This window comes from Kitasatospora sp. NPDC096204 (assembly GCF_044763205.1).
GTDB lineage: Bacteria > Actinomycetota > Actinomycetes > Streptomycetales > Streptomycetaceae > Kitasatospora.
The window spans coordinates 101,777-122,644 of record NZ_JBIWFT010000027.1; the positions used below are offsets into that span (position 1 = coordinate 101,777).

21 protein-coding genes are annotated in these 20,868 nt (G+C 71.9%); 10 read left to right on the top strand and 11 right to left on the bottom strand.

From position 1 onward, the window contains the following. Positions 1-142 precede the first annotated feature (142 nt). Positions 143-2,623, top strand: coding sequence for a Tex family protein (locus tag ACIQ87_RS26900; protein ID WP_402411021.1), 2,481 nt, complete (start codon positions 143-145; stop codon positions 2,621-2,623). 89 nt (positions 2,624-2,712) lie between these two features. Here the strand turns inward: ACIQ87_RS26900 and ACIQ87_RS26905 are convergent, their stop codons facing one another. The 6 genes from ACIQ87_RS26905 to ACIQ87_RS26930 all read right to left on the bottom strand — a co-directional run bounded on the left by ACIQ87_RS26905 (position 2,713) and on the right by ACIQ87_RS26930 (position 8,059). After that, positions 2,713-3,135, bottom strand: a complete 423-nt coding sequence (locus ACIQ87_RS26905; RefSeq protein WP_402411024.1) for an SHOCT domain-containing protein — start codon at positions 3,133-3,135, stop codon at positions 2,713-2,715. 98 nt (positions 3,136-3,233) lie between these two features. Then, positions 3,234-3,818 (bottom strand): NUDIX hydrolase, encoded by a 585-nt coding sequence (locus ACIQ87_RS26910; RefSeq protein WP_402411026.1) that lies wholly within the window; start codon positions 3,816-3,818, stop codon positions 3,234-3,236. Next, a complete protein-coding gene (locus ACIQ87_RS26915; protein WP_402411028.1) occupies positions 3,815-4,975 on the bottom strand; it encodes a type III polyketide synthase in 1,161 nt (386 codons plus the stop codon). The genes ACIQ87_RS26910 and ACIQ87_RS26915 overlap by 4 nt, the downstream gene beginning before the upstream one ends. Positions 4,976-5,024: 49 nt before the next feature. Then, the gene (locus ACIQ87_RS26920; protein WP_402411031.1) at positions 5,025-6,230 is read right to left on the bottom strand and encodes a cytochrome P450; all 1,206 of its coding nucleotides are present in this window, start codon (positions 6,228-6,230) and stop codon (positions 5,025-5,027) included. 186 nt (positions 6,231-6,416) lie between these two features. Continuing rightward, the gene (locus tag ACIQ87_RS26925) at positions 6,417-7,196 is read right to left on the bottom strand and encodes a response regulator (RefSeq protein WP_402411034.1); all 780 of its coding nucleotides are present in this window, start codon (positions 7,194-7,196) and stop codon (positions 6,417-6,419) included. A gap of 11 nt (positions 7,197-7,207) precedes the next feature. Then, positions 7,208-8,059 carry a sensor histidine kinase gene (locus tag ACIQ87_RS26930; RefSeq protein ID WP_402411037.1) on the bottom strand — a complete coding sequence of 284 codons (852 nt, stop codon included), beginning with the start codon at positions 8,057-8,059 and terminating at the stop codon, positions 7,208-7,210. 118 nt (positions 8,060-8,177) lie between these two features. On the opposite strand from ACIQ87_RS26930, the gene ACIQ87_RS26935 reads away from it, so the two are divergent. The 3 genes from ACIQ87_RS26935 (at position 8,178) to hemC (ending at position 12,299) form a co-directional block, all read left to right on the top strand. Continuing rightward, the gene (locus ACIQ87_RS26935; RefSeq protein ID WP_402411039.1) at positions 8,178-8,903 is read left to right on the top strand and encodes an ABC transporter ATP-binding protein; all 726 of its coding nucleotides are present in this window, start codon (positions 8,178-8,180) and stop codon (positions 8,901-8,903) included. Continuing rightward, positions 8,900-11,209, top strand: a complete 2,310-nt coding sequence (locus ACIQ87_RS26940; RefSeq protein WP_402411042.1) for an FtsX-like permease family protein — start codon at positions 8,900-8,902, stop codon at positions 11,207-11,209. Before ACIQ87_RS26935 ends, ACIQ87_RS26940 begins: the two co-directional genes overlap by 4 nt. A gap of 154 nt (positions 11,210-11,363) precedes the next feature. Beyond that, the gene (gene hemC / locus ACIQ87_RS26945; RefSeq protein WP_392868962.1) at positions 11,364-12,299 is read left to right on the top strand and encodes a hydroxymethylbilane synthase; all 936 of its coding nucleotides are present in this window, start codon (positions 11,364-11,366) and stop codon (positions 12,297-12,299) included. Here the strand turns inward: hemC and ACIQ87_RS26950 are convergent. Next, the gene (locus ACIQ87_RS26950) at positions 12,253-12,741 is read right to left on the bottom strand and encodes an Imm7 family immunity protein (protein WP_402411045.1); all 489 of its coding nucleotides are present in this window, start codon (positions 12,739-12,741) and stop codon (positions 12,253-12,255) included. The genes hemC and ACIQ87_RS26950 overlap by 47 nt on opposite strands. 78 nt (positions 12,742-12,819) lie before the next feature. Between ACIQ87_RS26950 and ACIQ87_RS26955 the strand changes: the two genes are divergently transcribed. Further along, positions 12,820-13,359, top strand: a complete 540-nt coding sequence (locus tag ACIQ87_RS26955; protein WP_402411048.1) for a hypothetical protein — start codon at positions 12,820-12,822, stop codon at positions 13,357-13,359. 1 nt (position 13,360) lies between these two features. Here the strand turns inward: ACIQ87_RS26955 and ACIQ87_RS26960 are convergent, their stop codons facing one another. Next, the gene (locus ACIQ87_RS26960) at positions 13,361-13,891 is read right to left on the bottom strand and encodes a winged helix-turn-helix domain-containing protein (protein WP_402411051.1); all 531 of its coding nucleotides are present in this window, start codon (positions 13,889-13,891) and stop codon (positions 13,361-13,363) included. Positions 13,892-13,951: 60 nt separating this feature from the next. Between ACIQ87_RS26960 and def the strand changes: the two genes are divergently transcribed. From def to ACIQ87_RS26975, 3 genes are all read left to right on the top strand, one after another. Next, positions 13,952-14,554: a peptide deformylase gene (gene def / locus ACIQ87_RS26965; RefSeq protein WP_402411054.1), complete on the top strand. Its 603-nt coding sequence runs from the start codon at positions 13,952-13,954 to the stop codon at positions 14,552-14,554. A gap of 302 nt (positions 14,555-14,856) precedes the next feature. Then, the gene (locus ACIQ87_RS26970) at positions 14,857-15,351 is read left to right on the top strand and encodes a hypothetical protein (RefSeq protein ID WP_402411056.1); all 495 of its coding nucleotides are present in this window, start codon (positions 14,857-14,859) and stop codon (positions 15,349-15,351) included. Between the two features lie 61 nt (positions 15,352-15,412). Then, a complete protein-coding gene (locus tag ACIQ87_RS26975; RefSeq protein ID WP_402411059.1) occupies positions 15,413-17,437 on the top strand; it encodes an alkaline phosphatase family protein in 2,025 nt (674 codons plus the stop codon). A 40-nt stretch (positions 17,438-17,477) separates the two neighbouring features. Here the strand turns inward: ACIQ87_RS26975 and ACIQ87_RS26980 are convergent, their stop codons facing one another. Then, on the bottom strand, positions 17,478-17,666 hold the full coding sequence (locus ACIQ87_RS26980; protein WP_402411062.1) for a DUF397 domain-containing protein: 189 nt from the start codon (positions 17,664-17,666) through the stop codon (positions 17,478-17,480). A 2-nt stretch (positions 17,667-17,668) separates the two neighbouring features. Next, positions 17,669-18,541, bottom strand: a complete 873-nt coding sequence (locus ACIQ87_RS26985; protein ID WP_402411065.1) for a helix-turn-helix domain-containing protein — start codon at positions 18,539-18,541, stop codon at positions 17,669-17,671. 131 nt (positions 18,542-18,672) lie between these two features. Here ACIQ87_RS26985 and ACIQ87_RS26990 point away from each other — a divergent pair, with 131 nt between their 5' ends. Beyond that, complete coding sequence (locus ACIQ87_RS26990; RefSeq protein WP_402411068.1) at positions 18,673-19,146, top strand: ATP-binding protein; 474 nt, start codon at positions 18,673-18,675, stop codon at positions 19,144-19,146. Positions 19,147-19,355: 209 nt separating this feature from the next. After that, on the top strand, positions 19,356-19,559 hold the full coding sequence (locus ACIQ87_RS26995) for a hypothetical protein (RefSeq protein ID WP_402411071.1): 204 nt from the start codon (positions 19,356-19,358) through the stop codon (positions 19,557-19,559). Between the two features lie 108 nt (positions 19,560-19,667). Here ACIQ87_RS26995 and ACIQ87_RS27000 read toward each other — a convergent pair whose 3' ends face one another. Continuing rightward, positions 19,668-20,864 carry a serpin family protein gene (locus ACIQ87_RS27000; RefSeq protein WP_402411073.1) on the bottom strand — a complete coding sequence of 399 codons (1,197 nt, stop codon included), beginning with the start codon at positions 20,862-20,864 and terminating at the stop codon, positions 19,668-19,670. Between the last annotated feature and the right edge of the window lie 4 nt (positions 20,865-20,868).

The following is a 20,868-nucleotide window of genomic DNA, read 5'->3' on the forward strand; positions in this document are numbered from 1 at the left end:
GGCGCCCCGGCACTGCCGCCCCCGCCGGAGCACGGCACCGCGCCACGCCCGGCCGCCCCGGGGGCGCCCGGGCGTCGTCGTCGGCACCTGCCAGAATGCAGGGCGTACGGCGAAAGCACTGATGGAGAAGGTGACCGGCTTCGTGACCACGCCAGTCGAACAGGTGGCCCGGCAGGCCCAGCAGGCGATCGAGCGGAAGATCGCCGAGGAACTGGGCGTCCGCGAGGGGCAGGTGAAGGCCGCCGTCGAACTGCTCGACGGCGGCGCGACCGTCCCGTTCGTGGCCCGCTACCGCAAGGAGGTCACCGGCTCCCTCGACGACGCCCAGCTGCGCACCCTGGAGGAGCGGCTGCGCTACCTGCGCGAGCTGGAGGACCGCCGGGCGGCCGTCCTGGAGTCGATCGAGGCGCAGGGCAAGCTGGACGACGCGCTGCGCGCCCAGGTGCTCGCCGCCGACTCCAAGGCCCGCCTGGAGGACATCTACCTGCCGTTCAAGCCGAAGCGGCGCACCAAGGCGCAGATCGCCCGCGAGGCCGGCCTGGAGCCGCTCGCCGACACCCTGCTCGCCGACCCGTCCCAGGACCCGGCCGCGCTGGCCGCGCAGTACCTGAACGAGTCGGTCGCGGACGGCCCCGCCGCGCTGGAGGGCGCCCGGGCGATCCTGGTCGAGCGCTTCGGCGAGGACGCCGACCTGGTCGGCTCGCTGCGCGAGCGGATGTGGACCCGCGGCCGGCTGGTCGCCAGGGTCCGCGACGGCAAGGAGGGCGACGGCGCCAAGTTCGCCGACTACTTCGACTTCGCCGAGCCGTACACCAAGCTCCCCTCGCACCGCATCCTGGCGATGCTGCGCGGCGAGAAGGAGGAGGTGCTCGACCTCGACCTCTCCCCGTACGACGGCGACACCGAGGGCGACCTGCCCGGCGAGAACGACTACGAGCAGCGGATCGCCGCCCGCTTCGGCATCGCCGACCGCGGCCGCCCGGCCGACAAGTGGCTCGGCGACACCGTCCGCTGGGCCTGGCGCACCCGCATCCTGGTCCGGCTCGGCATCGACCTGCGCTCCCGGCTGCGCGCCGAGGCCGAGGAGGAGGCGGTGCGGGTCTTCGCCGCCAACCTGCGCGACCTGCTGCTCGCCGCCCCGGCCGGCACCCGCGCCACCATGGGCCTGGACCCGGGCTTCCGCACCGGGGTGAAGGTCGCCGTGGTGGACGCCACCGGCAAGGTCGTCGCGTACGACACGATCTACCCGCACCAGCCCGCCAACAAGTGGGACGCGGCGCTGGCCACCCTGGCGGCGCTGGCGAAGAAGCACGACGTCGACCTGGTCGCGATCGGCAACGGCACCGCCTCCCGGGAGACCGACAAGCTCGCCGAGGACCTGCTGGGGCGCCACCCCGAGCTGAAGCTCACCAAGGCGATGGTCAGCGAGGCCGGCGCCTCGGTCTACTCGGCCTCCGCGTTCGCCTCGCAGGAGCTGCCGGACCTGGACGTGTCGATCCGCGGCGCGGTCTCGATCGCCCGCCGACTGCAGGACCCGCTGGCCGAACTGGTCAAGATCGACCCCAAGTCGATCGGCGTCGGCCAGTACCAGCACGACCTGAGCGAGGTGAAGCTCTCCCGTTCGCTGGACGCCGTGGTCGAGGACTGCGTCAACGCCGTCGGCGTGGACGTCAACACCGCCTCGGCGCCGCTGCTCACCCGGGTCTCCGGGATCACCGGCACGCTGGCCGACAACATCGTGGCGCACCGCGACGCCAACGGCCCGTTCCGCACCCGCCGGCAGCTCAAGGACGTCTCCCGGCTCGGCCCCAAGGCCTTCGAGCAGTGCGCCGGCTTCCTGCGCATCCCCGGCGGCGAGGACCCGCTGGACGCCTCCAGCGTGCACCCCGAGGCCTACCCGGTGGTGCGCCGCATCCTGGCCGCGACCGGCGGGGAGCTGCGCGAACTGATCGGCAACGGCGAGCGGTTGCGCGCGCTGCGCCCGGCGGACTTCGCCGACGACACCTTCGGCGTCCCGACCGTCACCGACATCCTCGGTGAGCTGGACAAGCCGGGCCGGGACCCGCGCCCGGCCTTCCGCACCGCGACCTTCAAGGAGGGCGTCGACAAGATCGGCGACCTGGAGGTCGGCATGGTGCTGGAGGGCGTGGTCACCAACGTCGCCGCCTTCGGCGCCTTCGTGGACGTGGGCGTCCACCAGGACGGGCTGGTGCACGTCTCGGCGCTGTCGCGGAACTTCGTCAAGGACCCGCGCGAGGTGGTCAAGCCCGGCGACATCGTCAAGGTCCGGGTGCTCTCGGTGGACGTGCCGCGCAAGCGGATCGGGCTGACCCTGCGGCTGGACGACGAGGTCGGGCGCGAGCGCGGCGGGGACCGCGGGGACCGCGGCGAGCGGCAGGCCCGCCCGCCCCGCCAGGAGCGCCGTGGCGGCGGTCAGGGTGGCCAGGGTGGCCAGGGCGGTCGCGGCGGCCAGGACCGGCGTGGTGGCGGCCAGGGCGGCGACCGCAGTGGCTTCGGCGGCGGCGCGCCGGCCAACAGCGCCATGGCGGACGCGCTGCGCCGGGCCGGCCTGGCCGGCGGTGGCGACGGCGGCTCGGGCGGCCGCCGCTCCGGGCGGCGCTGAGTCGGGCCCTTGACCGACCACGACGGCCCGGGGCCGGTGGACGCATGCCGCGTCCACCGGCCCCGGGCCGTCGTCGACCGTCCGGACGTTCAGGCCAGGATCTTCTCCTTGGCCTTCTGGTACTCCTCCTCGGAGATCGCGCCCTTCTCCTTCAGCTCCGCGAGTTTCGCCAGGTCGTCGACATGGCTGCGGGGGGCGCCCTCGGGCCCCGAAGTCGCCGCGTCCCGGACGTAGGCCTTGAACGCGGCCTGGTTCTCCTGGGCCTGTTGGATGTCGCGCTTGGTCATCGACTGCCCGCGTACGATCAGGTACACGAGGACGCCGATCAGGGGCAGGATGATCACCAGGACGAGCCAGCCGGCCTTGCCCCAGCCGCTGAGGTCGTGGCTGCGGAAGATGTCCGTGATGATCTTGAACAGCAGGAAGAACCAGAGCACCCAGAGGAAGAACTCCAGCATCGTCCAGAAGATGTTGAGCACCGGGTAGTCCACGGCCAGTGAAGTGGTGTCCATGGCTGAGTAATACCACCGCAAATCGGACATGTTCGCGCGGTGTTCGGCCGTTCAAGTGACCTTCCGCGGCAGCGGGAATAACCGCCGGGGCCGGGGTCTCACCCCAGTGCGGCCCGCCGGCGCAGCTCCACGGCCAGTGCGACCAGCTCGCCCCACCAGGCGTCGTGCCCGGTCAGCAGCAGCCGCTGGGCCTCCGCGTGCGGCACCGCGCGCACCTCGACCACCTGCTCGCCGTCCACCGGGTTGGTCGGCGCGGAGTCCAGCACGACCTCGCCCCAGCCCCACAGCCAGGCCTTCTCCGGGTGCGGCTGCCACGGCCGGTACGGCACCGGGTCCTCGGTGCGGCAGCGGTGCGCGCCCAGCCAGCGGGGCTCGCCGAGCAGCCGGGCGCCGGCCTCCTCCGCCAGCTCGCGGGTGAGGCAGGAGGTGATGCTCTCGTCCCGTTCCCGGGTGCCGCCGGGCAGGAACCAGTGGTCCCGGTCGTCCCGGCAGAGCACCACCCGGTCGTCCGCGAAGCCGACCAGGTGGATGTTGGTGACCAGTGCGTCCGGCGGCAGCTCGGTGGAGAACCGGGCGTCGAACCGCCCCCAGCTCCAGTACTGCGGCGCGTGCAACGCCGGGAACAGTGCGGCGAGTTCGGTTGATCTGGCAGAGGCATCGGTGTGGTTCGCGGTGTCGGTCATTCGGTGATGGTAGTGCCGGCCGGGAAACGGCGGGGGGCGGTCGGGTGGACGAGGGCAATGTCGGAGGTGGAGATGGCGCGCGGACGGCGAGGGCGCGCCCCCTCGGCCGGTGCGCCGACCCAACTGCCCAGCGAGATCTCGGCGGTGATGCCCGGGCCGAAGCCGGCGATCAGCCCGGTGGTGCCCTCGGGTGCGCCGCCGTCGGCGAACAGCCGGGCCAGGGCGTCGAAGACCACGGCGCTGGCGATGTTGCCGCGTTCGGTGAGCGTCGCCCGGCTGTAGCGGAAGGTGGCCGGCTCCAGGTTGAGGAAACGGCACAGGTCGTCCAGGATGCGCGGGCCGCCCGCGTGCACGATGTAGAAGCCGAGCCCGGAGACGTCCCAGCCGTGCTCCCCGGCCAGGCCGCGCAGCGCGGGCGCGAGCATCTCCATCGTGCCGGGCACCCGCTTGTCCAGCTGGAAGTGGAAGCCGGTGTCCTTCACCCCGTACGAGATCCAGTCCTCGGTGTGCGGGACGAGGTGCGAGCCGTTGCGCTCGACCTGCACGCCGCACCCGCCGTTCCCGCGCATCACCACGGCGGCGATCGCGTCCCCGAACAGGCCGTTGGAGAGCAGCGAGCCGACGCCGAGGTCGGTCGGCTGGTAGCAGAGCGAGCAGAACTCGCAGGCCACGATCAGCACGTTGGCGCCCGGGTAGGCGCGGCAGAAGTCGTGGGCCCGGTTGACGGCTGCGCCGCCGGCCGCGCAGCCGAGCTGGGCGATCGGTACCTGGCGGGTGTCGGAGCGGAAGCCCATGGTGTTGATCAGCCAGGCGGTCATCGACGGCATCATGAAGCCGGTGCACGACACGTAGATGATCAGGTCGATGTCACGAGCCGTCAACTCGCCGTGTGCCAGGGCCCGTTCGACCACCTCGGGGACGCGCCGCTTGGCCTCGCGCTCGTACAGCTCGTTGCGGACGGTGAAGCCCGGGTGGGCGAGGGTCCGCTCGATCGGCTGGACCAGGTGCCGGGTGCGCACCCCGGTGTTCTCGATCAGCCGCAGTGCCAGGCCGAGTTGCGGGTGCCCGGCGTGCAGGGTGCGGGCCAGGTCGAGGGTCTCGGCGAGGGTGATGACGTGCTCGGGTACGGCGACGGCGGGGCGGCAGAGTGTTGCCATGGGTGCGGGTCTCCCCAGTGCTGCGGGAACGGTGGGTCGAGGGGAGGTGCTACCAGGCCACCGGCAGGGTGCGCGGGAAGCGCCAGATCGAGCCGGAGTCCCAGTCGAGTTCGGCCGGGTCGACGGCCAGTCGCAGCCCGGGGAAGCGGCGCAGCAGGGTGCCGATGGCGACCTGCAGCTCCATCCGGGCCAGGTGCGAGCCGAGGCAGTGGTGCTGGCCGTACCCGAAGGCCATGTGGGTGGGCGCGCCGCGGTCGAGGTCCAGCTCGTCGGGGCGCTCGTAGACCGAAGGGTCCCGGTTGGCGGTGAGGTAGGAGACGTGCACGGCCTCGCCGGCCCGGATCAGCGTGCCGCCCAGCTCGACGTCCTCGGTGGCGACCCGGGCGATGCCGACGCCCTGGCGGAACGGGATGAAGCGCAGCAGCTCCTCCAGGGCGCGCGGCAGCATGTCCGGCTGGGCGCGCAGCTTGGCGAGCTGCTCGGGGTGGGTGAGCAGGGTGTAGCCGATGTTGCCGAGCTGGTAGGTGCTGGTGTCGTGGCCGGTGACCAGCAGGACCATCGCCATGACGGTCAGCTCGTCCGGGTCGAGCAGTTCGTCGCCGTCGCGGGCGGTGGCGAGGGCGCTGATCAGGTCCTCGCGGGGGTGGGCCCGGCGTTCGGCGGTGAGTTCGGTGAAGTACGCGCGCAGGGCGGTCTTGGCGGCCTCCTGGCCGTCCCGGCTGCCGGGGCCCATCCGCATCATCGCCACGGCGTGGCCGCGCAGTTCGGTGCGGTCGGCCGCGGGGATGTCCAGCAGTTCGCAGATGGTGGCGAGCGGGAGGCGGCCGGCCAGGAAGTGCATCAGGTCGGCGGGGGCGCCGTGCTCGGTCATCTCGTCGAAGTAGCCGTCGACGGTCCGCTGGGTGGCCGGGCGCATCCGCTCGACCTGGCGGTTGGTGAAGCCCTGGGCGACGAGCCGGCGCAGCCGGTTGTGGGCGGGCGGGTCCATCAGGTTGATCGCCTCGGCCTGGGCGATCGGGGCGGGCGTCATCCGGGGCAGGTCGCGGCCGATGCCCGCGGCGCGGCTGAACCGGCGGTCGGTCGTGACCGTCCTGACGTCCTCGTGGCGGGTGGCCAGCCAGGCCTCGCCCTCGCCGTGCGGCAGCCGGATCCTGGCAACCGGGGCCTCGGTGAGCAGCCGCTTCAGGAGGGGGTCGAACTCCAGGCCGTCGGTGTGGTGGAAGGGGCAGTCCCACACGGAAGCATTGGTGGTCACGGGCTGGTCCAGGTGTGCTCGTCATGCCGGGGTGGCGCCCGAGGTGATCCGTCCGGTTCGGGCGTGGACATGCAGATGGTGCCCCATGGAATGGCAAAAAGGGGAGTTCGGTGCGGAGTTAACTCCAATGAGTGAGATTCGGCTGATAGTCACGCGAACTGATGTGCGGTGGAGATGACTTGACGGTCAGCCGCCGCCCGGCGCGACCAGCCCGGTCTCGTACGCGAGCACCACCGCCTGCGCCCGGTCGCGCAGGTTGAGCTTGGCGAAGATCCGGGCCACGTGGGTCTTCACCGTCGACTCGCTGAGCGTCAGTTCGCGCGCCAGCTCGGTGTTGGACAGCCCGCGGCCGAGCAGCGCCAGCACCTCCGCCTCGCGCGGGGTGAGCGGTGCGAGGTCGCGGTGCAGCGGCGGGCCGTCGGCGCCCGGGGCCGGGCGCGGCGCGCCGGCCGCGAAGCGCTCGACCAGGCGGCGGGTGATCGAGGGGGCGAGCAGCGCGTCCCCGGTGTCCACCAGCCGTACGGCGGCGGCGAGGTGGGCCGAGGTGACGTCCTTGAGCAGGAAGCCGCTGGCCCCGGCGGACAGCGCGGCGTAGACGTAGTGGTCCAGGTCGAAGGTGGTCAGCATGATCACCCGGCAGCCGGGCACCTGGGCCAGGATGCGCCGGGCGGCCTCCAGGCCGTCCATGCCGGGCATCCGGATGTCCAGCAGCGCGACGTCCGGGCGGTGCAGGACGGCGGCGGCCACCGCCTCGGCGCCGTCGCCGGCCTCGGCGACCACGTCGATGCCGCGCGCGGTGAGGATCATCCGGAAGCCCGTGCGGACCAGCTCCTGGTCGTCCGCGATCACCACCCGCGGGCGGCTCTCCTGCTCCGGCTCCTGCCCCCGGCCCGGCTGCTGCCCCGGCTCCTGCGCCCCGTTCCCGGCCCCCCGCGACACGCCCATGGTCCCCTGTTCCACGTCCATGGTCCCCTCCGTCACGGCCGGTCCAGCGGGATGCGGGCGCGGACCCGGAAGCCGCCGCCGATCCGGCGCCGGGCGTCCAGGTCCCCGCCGTACACGGCGACGCGCTCGCGCAGGCCGATCAGCCCGCGCCCGGCGCCGTCCGCCGGCCGCGGGGCCGGACCGGGCGCCCCGGAGAGCACGCTCGGGCCGCTGTTGAGCACCTCCACCCGCAGGTAGTGGTCCGCGTAGCGCACCGTCACCTCCGCCGTCACCCCGTCCCCGTGCTTGAGCGCGTTGGTCAGCGCCTCCTGGATGATCCGGTACGCCGTCACGTCGATGCCGCCGGGCAGCGGCCTCGGCTCACCGGAGATCCGCACCTCGACCGGCAGCCCGGCGAAGGCGAAGCGGTCGATCAGCGGACTCAGCCGGCTCAGGCTGGGCTGCGGGGCGAAGCCGTCCCCGGCCGGCTCCTCGCCGCCGTCCGCGGCGGGGGCGAGCAGGCCCAGCAGGTGCCGCAGCTCGGTCATGGTGTCCCGCCCGGCGGCCTCGACCGCGGCCATCGCGGCCGCCGCCTCCTGCGGCATGGTGGCCAGCACCTCGCGCGCGGCCCCGGCCTGCACCACCATCAGGCTCACGTTGTGGCTCACGATGTCGTGCAACTCGGCGGCGATCCGGGCCCGTTCGGCGTCCACGGCGGTACGGGCGGCGCTCTCCCGCTCCCGTTCCAGCAGCCAGCCGCGCTCGCCGATGGCCGCGCGGTGCAGCCGCCGCGCCCGGGCGAGCGCCACCGCCAGCCAGCCGGCCGCCGTGCCCGCCGCACCGGCCGTCGCGACGGCCGCCCACTCCCACCCCGTTCCCCACACGGCGTCAGCCTCCCAGGTCACGCGATGATCCACATCATCCGGGGGTGCCGCTGCCGTACATCCCCGGTACTACGGCCGTCCACGGTTACACCCGGGGTGGGACGTACGGCCGGGGGCCCCGCGCCTACGGTCGTCCACCATGAGCAACGACCACGACGGGACCTCCCGGCCGGACGACGCGCAGGTCGTCGTCGAGCTGTCCGGGGTCCACAAGGAGTTCGGCGACGCCAAGGCGCTCGACGGCCTCGACCTGCGGATCCGCGCCGGCGAGGCGGTCGCCGTGATGGGCCCCTCGGGGTGCGGCAAGTCCACCCTGCTGAACATGGTGGCCGGGCTGGACCGGCCCACCGCCGGCACCGTCCGGGTACACGGGCAGGACCTCGGGCAGCTGAACGAGCACGGGCTGGCCCTCTTCCGCCGCCGCCACATCGGCATGATCTTCCAGTTCTTCAACCTGATCGACGACCTCCCCGCCCTCGACAACGTCGCCCTGGCCGCCCAGCTGACCGGCACCAGCGCCCGCCAGGCCCGCCGCCGGGCACTGGAGCTGCTGGACGAACTCGGCGTCGCGCACCGCAAGGACGTCTACCCGGCCACGCTCAGCGGCGGCGAACGCCAGCGCGTCGCGGTGGCCAGGGCCCTGATGAACCGCCCGGCCCTGCTACTGGCGGACGAGCCCACCGGCGCGCTGGACAGCCGCTCGGGCGAGCAGGTGATGGACCTGCTGATCGACCTCAACCAGATCGGGCAGACCCTGCTGATCGTCACCCACGACCCCAACCTGGCCACCCGCTGCGCCAGCCGGCTCGTCGAGGTGGCGGACGGGCGCGTGGCGAACGAGCGGATGCTGGAGGCCTCCGCATGACCGGTGCCGTGTGGCGCGCCTCCCGGGCGGCCGTGAAGCGCCGCCGGGTGCAGACCGTCGTGATCGGCCTGGTCGTCTTCTGCGCCACCACGACCGTGCTGCTCGCCCTCGCGGTGATCAGCGCCGCCCGGGCCCCCTTCGACGCGGCCTTCGGCGAGCAGCGCGGAGCGCACGTCGTCGCGGCCTTCGACCCGGCCGCGGCCCCGGCGGAGCAACTGGCCGCCACCGCCCACCGGCCGGGCGTCGCGGCGGCCGCCGGGCCGTTCGACCAGGCCACGGTGGAGGTCCCCAGCGACTGGTTCGGCAGCCCGCCCGGGCCGCTGACCCTGGTCGGCCGCGCCGACCCGGCCGGGCCGGTGGACCGGGTGGAGTTGCTCTCCGGCCGCTGGGCCGCCGCACCCGGCGAGGTGGTCCTCGACTCGCCGTTCGGCGGTGCGGCGGACAGGCTCCTGAACACCCCGATCCCCATCGGCGGCGGCCGACAGCTCACCATCGTCGGCTTCGCCACCAGCATGAGCCAGAGCGCCGGCGGCTGGGTCACCCCCGAACAGGCGACCGCCCTGCACCCCACCGGCCGCCAGATGCTCTACCGCTTCACCGACGCCGCCGACGAGCAGCGGCTCAGCTCCGCCCTGGCCACCGCCACCGAGGGCCTGCCCGGGGACGCGGTCGTCAGCACCCAGTCGTACCTGGTGCTCAAGGACGCCTTCTCGGCGGGCGCCGACTCCTACCTGCCGCTGATGACGGTCTTCGGCGTGCTCGGCCTGGTGGTCTCCGCGCTGATCGTCGGCAACGTGGTGAGCGGCGCGGTGGTCTCCGGCTACCGGCACATCGGCGTGCTGAAGTCGATCGGCTTCACCCCGCGCCAGGTGGTCACCGTCTACCTGACGATGGTCTCGGTGCCCGCGGTCGCCGGCACCGTCCTCGGCACGGCGGCCGGCTGGGCGGCGGCGCACCCGATCCTCCGGGCCGCGTTCTCCGGCATCGTCACCGGCACCGCCGTGATCGAGCCCGCCGGCGGGCTGCCCGCCGCCACCCTGATCGGCGTCCCGCTGCTGGTCGTCCTCGCCGCCCTGGCCCCGGCCTCGCGCGCCCACCGGCTCCCCGCCGCCCAGGCCATCTCGGCCGGCAGCACGCCGCGCAACGGCCGCGGCCTGAAGGTCCAGCGCCGGCTGAGCGGCACCCGGCTGCCGCGCGCCGTCAGCCTCGGCCTCGGCCAGCCCTTCGCCCGCCCCGGCCGCACCGCGCTGACCATGTCGGCGATCGTGATCGGCGTGGTCACCGTGACGATGACGACCGGTCTGAGCACCACCCTGACCAGATTGGTGGACCACACCGACGGCCACACCCACGTCAACGTCCAGACCGCCCACTTCGCGGGCAACAAGGCCGCACCCAAGCTCACCCCCGCCCAGACCGAGGCGATGCTGCGCGCCGCTCCCGGTGCCGAGCGGGTCAGCACCCGCGGGCTGGTCCAGGTCGGGCTGGTCGGCCACAACCAGCCCGCGTTCGCCAACATCTACGGCGGCGACGACAGCGCCAACGCCAAGTGGCTCTCGGTGGTGAACGGCCGCCCGGCGACAGGCCCGAACGAGATCGAGGCCGGGCCGTCCTTCCTCCGTCAGCACGGCCTCAGGATCGGCGACAAGCTGACCCTGTCCCTGGACGGGCGGCAGCTGCCCGTCACCCTCGTCGGGGAGGAGTCCGAGGGCAACCCCCGGGCGTTCGCCTCCAACGACGCCACCAGGGCCGCCCTCACCGACGACCCGCACGTGGTCGAGTACGACGTGACGCTCGCCAAGGGCGCCGACGCCGAGGCCTACCGCAAGGCCGTCTCGGACGCCGACCCCAGCCTCTCGGCCACGGTGTTCGCGCCCGACCTGGCAGGGCCGATCGCCGCGGTCATCGCCTTCACCACGATCTTCACGGTGCTGCTGTCGGTGGTCGCCTCGCTCGGCGTCTTCAACACCCTGCTGCTCACCGTCCGCGAGCGCCGCCGCGACCTCGGCATGCTGAAGTCGATCGGGATGACGCCCCGGCAGGTGGTCGCGATGACGGTCACCTCGGTGGCCTGGCAGGGCGTGGTCAGCGGGATCATCGGCATCCCGGTCGGGGTGGTGGCCCACCGGCTGATCGCCGAGAACGTGGTGACGATCGTCTTCCCGGAGGAGATGATCGACGTCTGGAACGCCCCGTTGCTCGCCGGCCTCGCGCTCGCGGGCGTCGCGATCGCCGTCCTCGGCGCCCTCGTCCCGGCCCGCTCGGCGGCCCGGCTGCCGATCGCCGAGGTGCTGCACAACGAGTGAGCGCGCGGGAGCGCCTCTCGGGCTCTTGACGGACGGCCGGTCGGACACCCCGACCGGCCGTCCGTGTTGTCCGAGCTTGCGGTGTCGTCCGCCGCGCCTGTCATGGCGCTGACGGATGCTCAATCCGCGGTGTGAGGGCCCCTATCATCGCGCCATGGCCACCGCTGAGCTGATCCGCATCGTCTCCCGCTCCTCACCCATGGCACTGGCCCAGGTCGAGCGGGTCCGCACCGAACTCGCCGCCCTCCACCCGGGCCTGCGCACCGAGGTGGTGCCCGTCACCACCTCGGGCGACCGCTGGACGGGTGATCTCGCCCAACTCGGCGGCAAGGGCGCCTTCACCAAGGAGGTCGACGCCGCACTGCTCGCCGGAGAGGCCGACGTCGCCGTCCACTGCCTCAAGGACGTACCCGCCGACCGCCCGCTGCCGGCCGGCACCGTCTTCGCCGCCTACCTGCGCCGCGACGACATCCGTGACGCCCTCGTCCACCCCGGCGGCCTGCCGCTCGCCGCACTCCCGCCCGGCACTCGGATCGGCACCTCCTCCGTCCGCCGGGTCGCCCAACTCGCCTCCTCCCATCCGCACCTGGAGTGCGTCCCGATCCGCGGCAACGCCAACAGCCGGCTCGCCAAGCTGGAGGCCGGGGACGTCGACGCCCTGCTGCTCGCCGTCTCCGGCCTGGAGCGGATCGGCGAGCAGGCCCGGATCACCGAGGTGCTCGGCATCGAGGCGATGTGCCCGCCGATCGGCGCCGGCATCCTCGTCCTGCAGTGCCGCGAGGGCGACGAGGCCACCATCGAGGCCGTCACCGGCCTCGGCCACCACGACACCTGGCGCGAGGCGGCGGCCGAGCGGATGTTCCTGCACGCCCTCCAGGGCCACTGCAACAGCCCGATCGCCGGCTACGCCAACGCCGAACGCGACGGCCGACTGTCCCTGCGCGGCCGGGTCTTCACCCCGGACGGCAAGCAGGTGCTGGACGCCCACGAGTGGGCGGGCGCGCTCAGCCCGGAGGACCTCGGTACGTCGGTGGCCCTGGCGCTCAAGCGCCAGGGGGCGCAGGAGCTGATCTCCTCGATCCCGCACTGACCCGGGGGGGAGTAGTCGGGTCGGCCGGGTCGGACACCGCGAGTCCTCCCTGGAACGGATCTTCCAGTACGGGGATGCCGGGCGACAGCAGCGATTCCGGGTGCTCGCTCACCTGTCCGCGGACCATCCTGATGACGAGGACCTCGTTCTCACGGCCGGGGTCCTCGTCATCGCGCACATGCAGCAGGCCATAAGAGCCCGGCGCCCGCTCACCGACCTCGCGGAAGAACGCCAGGATCTCCGCGTCACGGTGGTTCGGGAAGCCGCCGAAGTGGATGAACACTTCCCCGTTCATCCACCGCAGATCGAGCAGATACGGGCTGCCGATCTCCTGGACGCGTTCCTCGATGCCCTCCACGACCCGTCGGAAACGATCGGCGTCGTCCTCGTCATCAGCGCCGGCGCTCTCCAGAACCTTGATCCAGCCGTGGTACTCGAACATGCGCTGCAGCCTACTGAGCCGAGTCTTCTCCTCGTCCCCGGGAGAACCGGGCGGGCGTGAGGGGCGTCCGTTTCAGGCGTGATCAGTGCGGTGCTCGGCGGGATGCCGATGTTCTGGCCCGGGCTGCTGCTCTCGCTGGTGCCCGCGGCCCTGCTGAACCGGCCGGTGGGGCGGCTGCTGCGGGCCCACTGGGCGGTGGGCTTCGTGCTGCTGCTCGGGCTCGGCGGGGTGGTCGTGGCGATGCTGCTGCCGGACGCCTTCCGGCTCTCGGAGGGCGGCGTCCGGCACTGCGCCGTGGAGGGCGGACGCCCTCGTTCCCCGTACGAGCTGCTGCACGTGCGGCACATCGAGCTCAAGCTGGCGACCTACGCCCCGGTCGGCTTCGCGGCCGCGCTGGCGGGCACCCGGCGGCGGGCGGTGGTGGCGCTGCTGGGTGCGGCGGTGCTGCCGTTCGCGGTGTCGGCGCTGCACTACGCGCTGCCGGCGATCGGGCGGGCCTGTGACGTGCAGGACGTCTGGGACGGGGTGCAGGGGGTCGCCCTGGGGGCGGCGCTGGGGCTGGTGGCCGGGCCGCTGCTCCGGGCGGTGCGGTCACGGTCGTGGTCGCGCGCGGCCTGAACTACCGGTCGGGGAGCTCGTCGAGGAGCGGGAAGAGCCGGGCGACGGCGGCGACCGGCCGGGCCTCGGCGGGCCGGGCGGCGGGGTTCGTCTCGCGGTCCCGGTAGCGGGCCAGCACCCGGCGGACCTCCTCGCCGACGGCGGCCATTTCGGCGGGCGTCAGGTAGACGACGGCGCTGAAGGCCTCGTCCTGCTGCCACTCGGCGGGGGCTTCGCCGCGCCGGGCGAGCCAGCGCTGGTGGCTCTCGTCCTCCAGGCCGCGCGCCAGCTCTCCGAACTCGCCGTCTCCACCGGGCTGTTGGGTTGTCGGCAGTCGCCAGGGCCGGGCCCGCCCGTCGGTGGCCGGGGCTTCCTCGATCAGCCCGTACCGGGCCAGCTGCCGCAGGTGGAAGGAGCAGAGGCCGGAGCTGAGGCCGAGCCGGGCGGCGGCCTCGGTGGAGGTGACGGTGCCGTGTTCGGCGAGCAGTTCCAGCAGCGCGGTGCGGACGGCGTGCTCGGGGAGGGGGCCGGTTCTGACGAGGTCTTCGGTCACTTTGCAAAGTCTGCTACTTTGCAAAGTCGACAGCAAGCCCAGCCCCTCGAAGGAGCGCCCGTGTCCGAGCCGAGCGAACGCCCGTCCGTCCTGCGGATCACCGAGGTGGGGGAGGAGATCCTGCGCCGTACCTGCCGGACGGCCACCGAGGAGGACTTCGGCAGTGAGCGGCTGGCCCGGCTGATCGACGACATGTTCGCCACCATGTACGTCGCCGACGGCTGCGGTCTCGCCGCCAACCAGGTCGACGTGGACCTGCGCCTGTTCGTCTACGACTGCGTCGACGACGACGGCGTCCGGCACGCCGGCCACGTCCTCAACCCGGTGGCCGAGGAGCAGGAGGCGGGCCGCGCGCTGATCGAGGAGACCGAAGGCTGCCTGTCCGTCCCCGGCGCCCACACCAAGCTCGCCCGCCCGGCCCGCACCGTGGTGCGCGGCGTCGACCAGCACGGCGAGCCCGTCACGATCGAGGGCGCCGGCTACTTCGCCCGCTGCCTCCAGCACGAGACCGACCACCTGAGCGGCGGGCTCTACATCGACCGGCTCTCCGCCCGCGACCGCAAGCGGATGATGAAGCAGACCGCCGACCGCCGCGAGAAGGTCGTCGCCCAGCGTGCCGCCCGGGCCGCCAAGCTGGTCGAGGCGGCCGAGACGACGCGATGACCGGGCGGCATCCTCGCCTGGCACTCCATCCACCACACCCCGGCCGAGTAACTTCCCCACCTCTTCGCCGAGTTCCACCGAGTCCTCGCGCCCGGCGGCCACCTCCTCCTCGGCGGCTACGTCGGTGAGGCCCAGCCGGCCGCTGCTGAGCCGGTCGGATTCACCTGGACGGGGCACGAGCCCGCGCGGGCACGCATTCGATCGGGGACGATCGAACCGTTCCCCAACCCGGTCGATCCTTCCGCGATCCGCGTGTTCACCCCGGGCGAGCGGGGTCATCCGGAATGTCGAAGGAGCGCCCCATGGGCCGCTACATCACAGACGTGAACATCCTCGCCCCCTACGGAGACGAGGCAGCCCGCGTGCCCACGGGCTGGCACAAGCTGGACACCGATCTCAACAGCGGCGTGGGTGGCGACTACCTCTACCTCGCCTACGAGCGGGCCGACCAGGATCAGGAGCACCCGATCACGGACATCCGCATCCTCGTCGGGGACGAGAAGCCGCTCAAGGGCTACCAGAAGATCCCGGTGGATCTCAACAAGGGTGCTGCCGACGCGAAATCGGGCAAGCGCAATCCGCTCTTCCTGGCTGTGACCCGTGAGGACGGCAAGGGCCGCAAGGCCATCGAGGACCTGGTGATCACGTCCTGGTCCGACGGCGACACGGAGGTCGCCTCGCCGACCGGTTACAGCAGGATCCCCAGGGACCTGAACGACGGTGTCAGCAAGAAGACCAAGACGGGCATCAGCAAGACCCGTCTCTACCTCGACCGCAAGCCCGCCGTCCCGTCATGAGAGTCTCCCGCTGGGCGATCCGCGCCGCGAGCGGTCCGTGCGCCCCATCCACGGAGACGAGATGAGTGACAAGACGGTCCCGGCCGACCTGCCGCAGTCCCTGAAGGACGCCATGAAGCGCCAGCCGCCGAAGGGAGGGCTCAAGGCGGTCAAGCATGTCGTGCTCCTGATGCAGGAGAACCGCTCCTTCGACCACTACTTCGGCAAGGGCTTCGACGGCGTGCGGGGCTTCGAGGACCGCAACACGGTCCTCCAGTCCGACGGCAGGACCCCGGTCCTGCGACAGCCGGGCTCCACGGGGCCGCAGCAGTGGCAGATCCCGAGCGTGGACACCGACAACGATCTCAATCACAACTGGACCGGCGGTCACGAGGCCTGGCACGAGGGCTGGTACGACCGCTGGGTGGCGGCCAAGACGGCAGCCACGATGGGGTTCTACGACCAGCCCGAGGTGGTCGGGTTCTATCGGCGGCTGGCCGACGCCTTCACCATCTGCGATGGCTACTACTCGTCCGTGATCGGCGAGACCACCAGCAACCGGAACTACTTCTTCTCCGGATTCGGCGGCTGGGAACCCACGGGGGCGCGGGTGACCGGGCCCGACGCCCACGTGCGGGAGAAGACGACGAGCAAGGAGGCCTACAACTGGACGAGCTACCCGGAACTCCTGGAGGCCGGTGGCGTGTCCTGGCAGGTCTACCAGGAGTGGGACAACTTCTACGACAACAACCTGGAATTCCACGAGGAGTTCAGGAGGATCGCCCTCAAGGTCCTGGGGGGTAGTAGCAAGCTCAAGAACCGGCACAGCCTGTACAACTTCTACCATCCGACGGACAACGACGGCTCTCCTCCCGGGCCGGACGACATCAGCCAGGCCGATCTGGACGCCCTGGACGGTGAGGTCAAGAAACTCTCCCCCTCCGAGCGGAGCCTCTTCGAACGCGGGTTGCGCCGTCACAAGCCCGCCAAGAACGGGGGCGGTGTCGACAACCTCCGCGGCTTCGTCCAGGCGTTCGCGGACGACGTCAAGGCGAACAAACTGCCGCAGGTGTCGTACCTGATCGCCTCGGCGCGGGATTCGGAGCACCCGGGCAACTCGTCACCGGGGTTCGGTCAGCAGGTCGTGTACCAGGTCCTGGACGCGATCGCCTCCAGCGACGACGTGTGGGACTCCACCATCCTGTTGATCGGCTACGACGAGAACGGCGGACTCTTCGACCACGTCCCGCCCCCGGTGCCGCCGTGGCGGTGGGCCGACGAGTTCGTGGAAGGCCTGCCCATCGGGCTGGGGGCCAGGGTGCCCATGATCGCGGTGTCGCCGTGGACGGTCGGCGGCTACGTCAACTCCCAGGTCTTCGACCACACCTCGCAGGTCCGCTTCCTGGAGAGCTGGCTGGGCGTGCACCAGCCGGCCATCAGCCGGTGGCGTCGCACGGTGGCGGGCGACCTCTCCTCGGTCTTCGACTTCAAGCGCACCACCGCCGTCACGGATCTGTACCAGGGCTCCGGGCCCCGCCGGGCACGGCCGCTGCCGTACCAGCCGGACGCACACCTGGCGTTCGACGACGACACGCAGATGTTCATCCTGCGAATGCACAACAGCGGGACGGACAGCGTGCACTTCACGCTCTACCCGTACGCCGACGAGTACGAGGCCCCGCAGCACTTCGACGTGCTGGGCGCCGCCGTGGAGGCCGTCCCGGTCAAGGGCGGCGCCTACGACTTCACGCTCGTCGGACCGAACGGCTTCCGGCGCGAGTTCGCGGGCAGGACCACCGGCGACTCGGCGCTGGTCGACGTTGCCACGACGGTGGACGAGAAGGAACCGGAGCTGAAGCTCACCGTCACCAACCGAGGCTCCTCGCCCGTCAAGGTGAAACTCGCCCGGACCGAGGGCGGGTACGGCGAAGCTGATCCGCAGGAGAAGGAAGTCCCCGCGAACGGTCAGTCGGTAACGATGACTTGGGAAGCCAGGGACACCCACGGCTGGTACGACGCGACCCTCACCACCACGGAGAAGGGCTCCACTTATCGACGCCGCTTCATGGGCCACATCGAGAACGGCAAGGAGAGCGTCAGCGGCTGACCCGCGCCGGGCCGGACCCGTACAGAGTGGATCTGTCGGGTCAGGGGGCCTCGGTGGTGGCGGCGAACTCTACGAAGGCGCCCCACGCGGCCGGCTCGAAGGCCAGCTGGGGGCCGCTCTTGTCCTTGGAGTCACGGACGTGGACGGTGCCGGGGCTCTCGGCGACCTCGATGCACTGCGCGCCCTCGTTGGTGCTGTAGCTGCTCTTGAACCACGCCAGCTCGGCCATGCCTACCGCTCTCCCAGAATCGCTTCGATCAGGGCCAGGGACTCCTTCAGCCCCAGGGCCTGGGCCCGGATACTGCTGTACCGTGCGGCCATATTACGGACTTCCACCGGGTCCGTGATCAGCCGGTTTACGTGCTGTGCCTCTACATAACCGATCTGCGGCCGGTTGGGCGGGGTCAGCAGTGTGAACGAGCCGCTCATGCCCGCATGGCTCATCCGGTCGAGCGGCATGACCTGGAGCTCGGGGCCCCGCATCTGCCCGACCTTCAGCAGGTGCTGGAGCTGCTGCTTGTGCACGTCCCACCCGCCCAGCGGGCGCCGCAGCACGCTCTCGTCGATCACCCACGTCACCACCGGCAGGGGCCAACGGGCCAGGATCTCCTGCCGGGCCAGTCGCGCTGCCACCCACTCCTCGATCTTCTCGGGTGAGAGGATCGGCCGGCGCATCTCGTACAGAGCGCGGATGTACGCCTCGGTCTGCAGCAGTCCCGGGATCACCATCGTGCCGTACTCGTGGATCTCGATGGCTCGGTTCTCCTCCGACGTGAAGGCCTTGGAGTAGGCCGGATGACGCTCGCTCATCCGGATCTTCGCCTTCATCACGTCGTTCGCCACAACCTTCAGGGCACCTCCGGCGTTGATGATCGGGTCCACCATCGTCAGGAACTCGATCCTCGCCGTTCGCACCCCCCTCTCCATCGCACCGATCTGTTCCTCGCTGTAGCCGGTCAGCTTGGCCAGCTCCTTCTGCGTGATGCCGGCCCGCGTGCGGAAGTGCTTGATCAGCTTGCCCACCGCGCTGTAGAACTCCGCGACCCCGTCGGAGAACTCCGCCGTCTCGCCGTCATCGAACACCGTGCGCTCGACGCCAGCCATGAGTACCACCTGCCCTTGCGATCGATTGATCCGGGCCGACCGACATGTCGACCCTTGGTGTCCGTACAGGCACTCTCCGTGCCTGCTTGGGTCCTGGTCAGCGTACTTCCGCCTCGCCACGCTTGATTCCCATGACGACGGACATCCCCCTCGAAAACCCCCGGTCCCGCACCGCCCTCCTCGCCGCCACCCCCAAGGGCGCCGCCATCGGCCGACGCCTGGCGCGACGTCAACTCACGGATTGGGGGCTGCACTCCACGCACACCGAGCCCTTCCACTGCGCGCTGCTGGTCATCGCGGAGCTGGCCGCGAACGCGATCACGCACGGACGCATTGCGGGGCGCGGGTTCGAGCTTCACCTCTCCCTCGCCACCTCCATGCGCCGGGGCACCACCCTGCGCATCGAGATCAGCGATCCCCGGGGCGACAGGCTCCCCATCCTCCCCATCCTCCCCATCGTCCACACCCCCAACGCCCAGTCCGGTCGCGGCCTCACCCTCATCGACGCGCTCTGCGACCGTTGGGGCACCATCCCCCGCCACCCCAACTCCAAGACCGTCTGGGCCGAGTTCGACCTCGCCGCCACCGCCCCCGATGCCCCCTGAACCCCGGCATAGCCCCCCACCAACTCCCCGATGAACCAGCAGGAGTGGGAAGTCGACCAGGCCGACTTCCCACTCCTTCGACATCCGAGATTTGTCGGATACCCCCGTGTCGACGGCCGCTGCCAGGATGTGGCGCACGGAGCCGAACACTCCGGCCGGACTCCGCCGGGGAGTGTCCGGCCGCCGTTTTGAGGGAGGAACCCACACCCATGAAGATCCGCCGACTGGCCGCCACTGCGGCCGCCGCGGCCGTGCTGGCCCCCGTGCTCGTCCTCGCCACCGGCACCCAGGCGAACGCCTACCCCAGGGCGCTGTCGAAGATGGAGCGGTGCACCGCGGCGTACAACGTCAACTACTGGGCGGGCGGGGCGGCCTTCGCCCGTACCCAGTGGTACGCGTGCATGGGGGGCTGACCACCTCCGTGGCCCCCGGCGCCGGCCGGGGGAGCCGAAGGGAGTGGGAAGTCGGTCCGACCGACTTCCCACTCCCTCGGCGTGATGCGATCCGTTGCTTTCACGGACTCACCATTCCCAGGCCGAGTCCTCGAAGGCGTCGGGTTCGGTGATCCAGCCGGCGTTCAGGACGAGCCGTGAGGTGTGGTGGACGGCGAGGAAGCCGAAGGGACGGTCGAACCGGGCGGTGATCCTGCGGGCGCGGTAGCGGTACCGCGGCGGCAGCCCCGTAGCCGCCACGCCCAGCGCGGTGACGCTCGCGGAACGGAAGCCGCGCGCCCCGAACATGGCGGTGACCGTCTGGGCGGCCGCCCCCACCGCCAGCGGGGCGCTGCTGATGGCGGGGAAGTGCCCTCGGGTTCGGTCCGTCGCCGTCCGGAGGCCGAACAGGCCGGGGTCTTCGAGGAGATCGTGGCGGGCGGTGACGGTGAAGGGCACCGTCTCCACCAGCAGTTCCGGGGTGCCGTCGTGGCTGGGAACGCGTTCGACGGTCAGCCCGGGGCCTGGAGTGCCGTAGGGGAGCCGATCGCCTGGGAGCACCGGCCTGCGGTCGGCGAGGGTTCGTACCGCCGCGGGCAGTACCTGCGCCGGCGAGGCGTCCTCGGTTCCCAGGAACAGGTGGACGTCGACGCCTTGGGCCCCGAGGACCTGCAGTGTGGTGATCGGGCCGATCGGGGTCTGTGCGACTCCCACCCGGTCGAGCAGTGCGGTGATCCGTAACAGGCCGGCCAGGTCTCTGCCCCGCCAGGGGCCGGTCCCCACCTCCATGCCGGCAGGTTCGAACGGGCGGATCCAGTCGGTGTGGACCGTCAGGGCGCCGGCCAGCACCGCCCGGGTGTCCTCGTCGACGTCGACCGGCATCGACGCGATCTGCCCGTCGGTGCACATTGCCGCCCAGGCGTCGAGTCGAGCCCGGTCCGAGGCCTTGTCGCCGGTGAGTTGTTGGTGGACGTGCTCGGGGAGTTCGGCGAGCCAGCCCGGTTCGAGTGGCAGCGTCTCGTGGGTCCACAGGCCGAGCGCACTCCGCACGCCCGGCATCGCATCGATCGCGGCCAGCAGACCCCGCGCCTCCTCCGCGGCGTGTTCTGCCGGGATGCCGACGGCGTCGGCGAGTTCACCGCGGGCGGGGCCGGCGGCACCGTGTGCCAGCAGGGCGAGCAGTGGCCACACCCCGGCGGTGGTGAAGGCCGTGCCGCCTTCCGGTAGCGCGGAAGCCCAGCGCGCGGTCAACGCGTTGACGGCCCGGACGGTGGAACTGCGCGTCATGCCC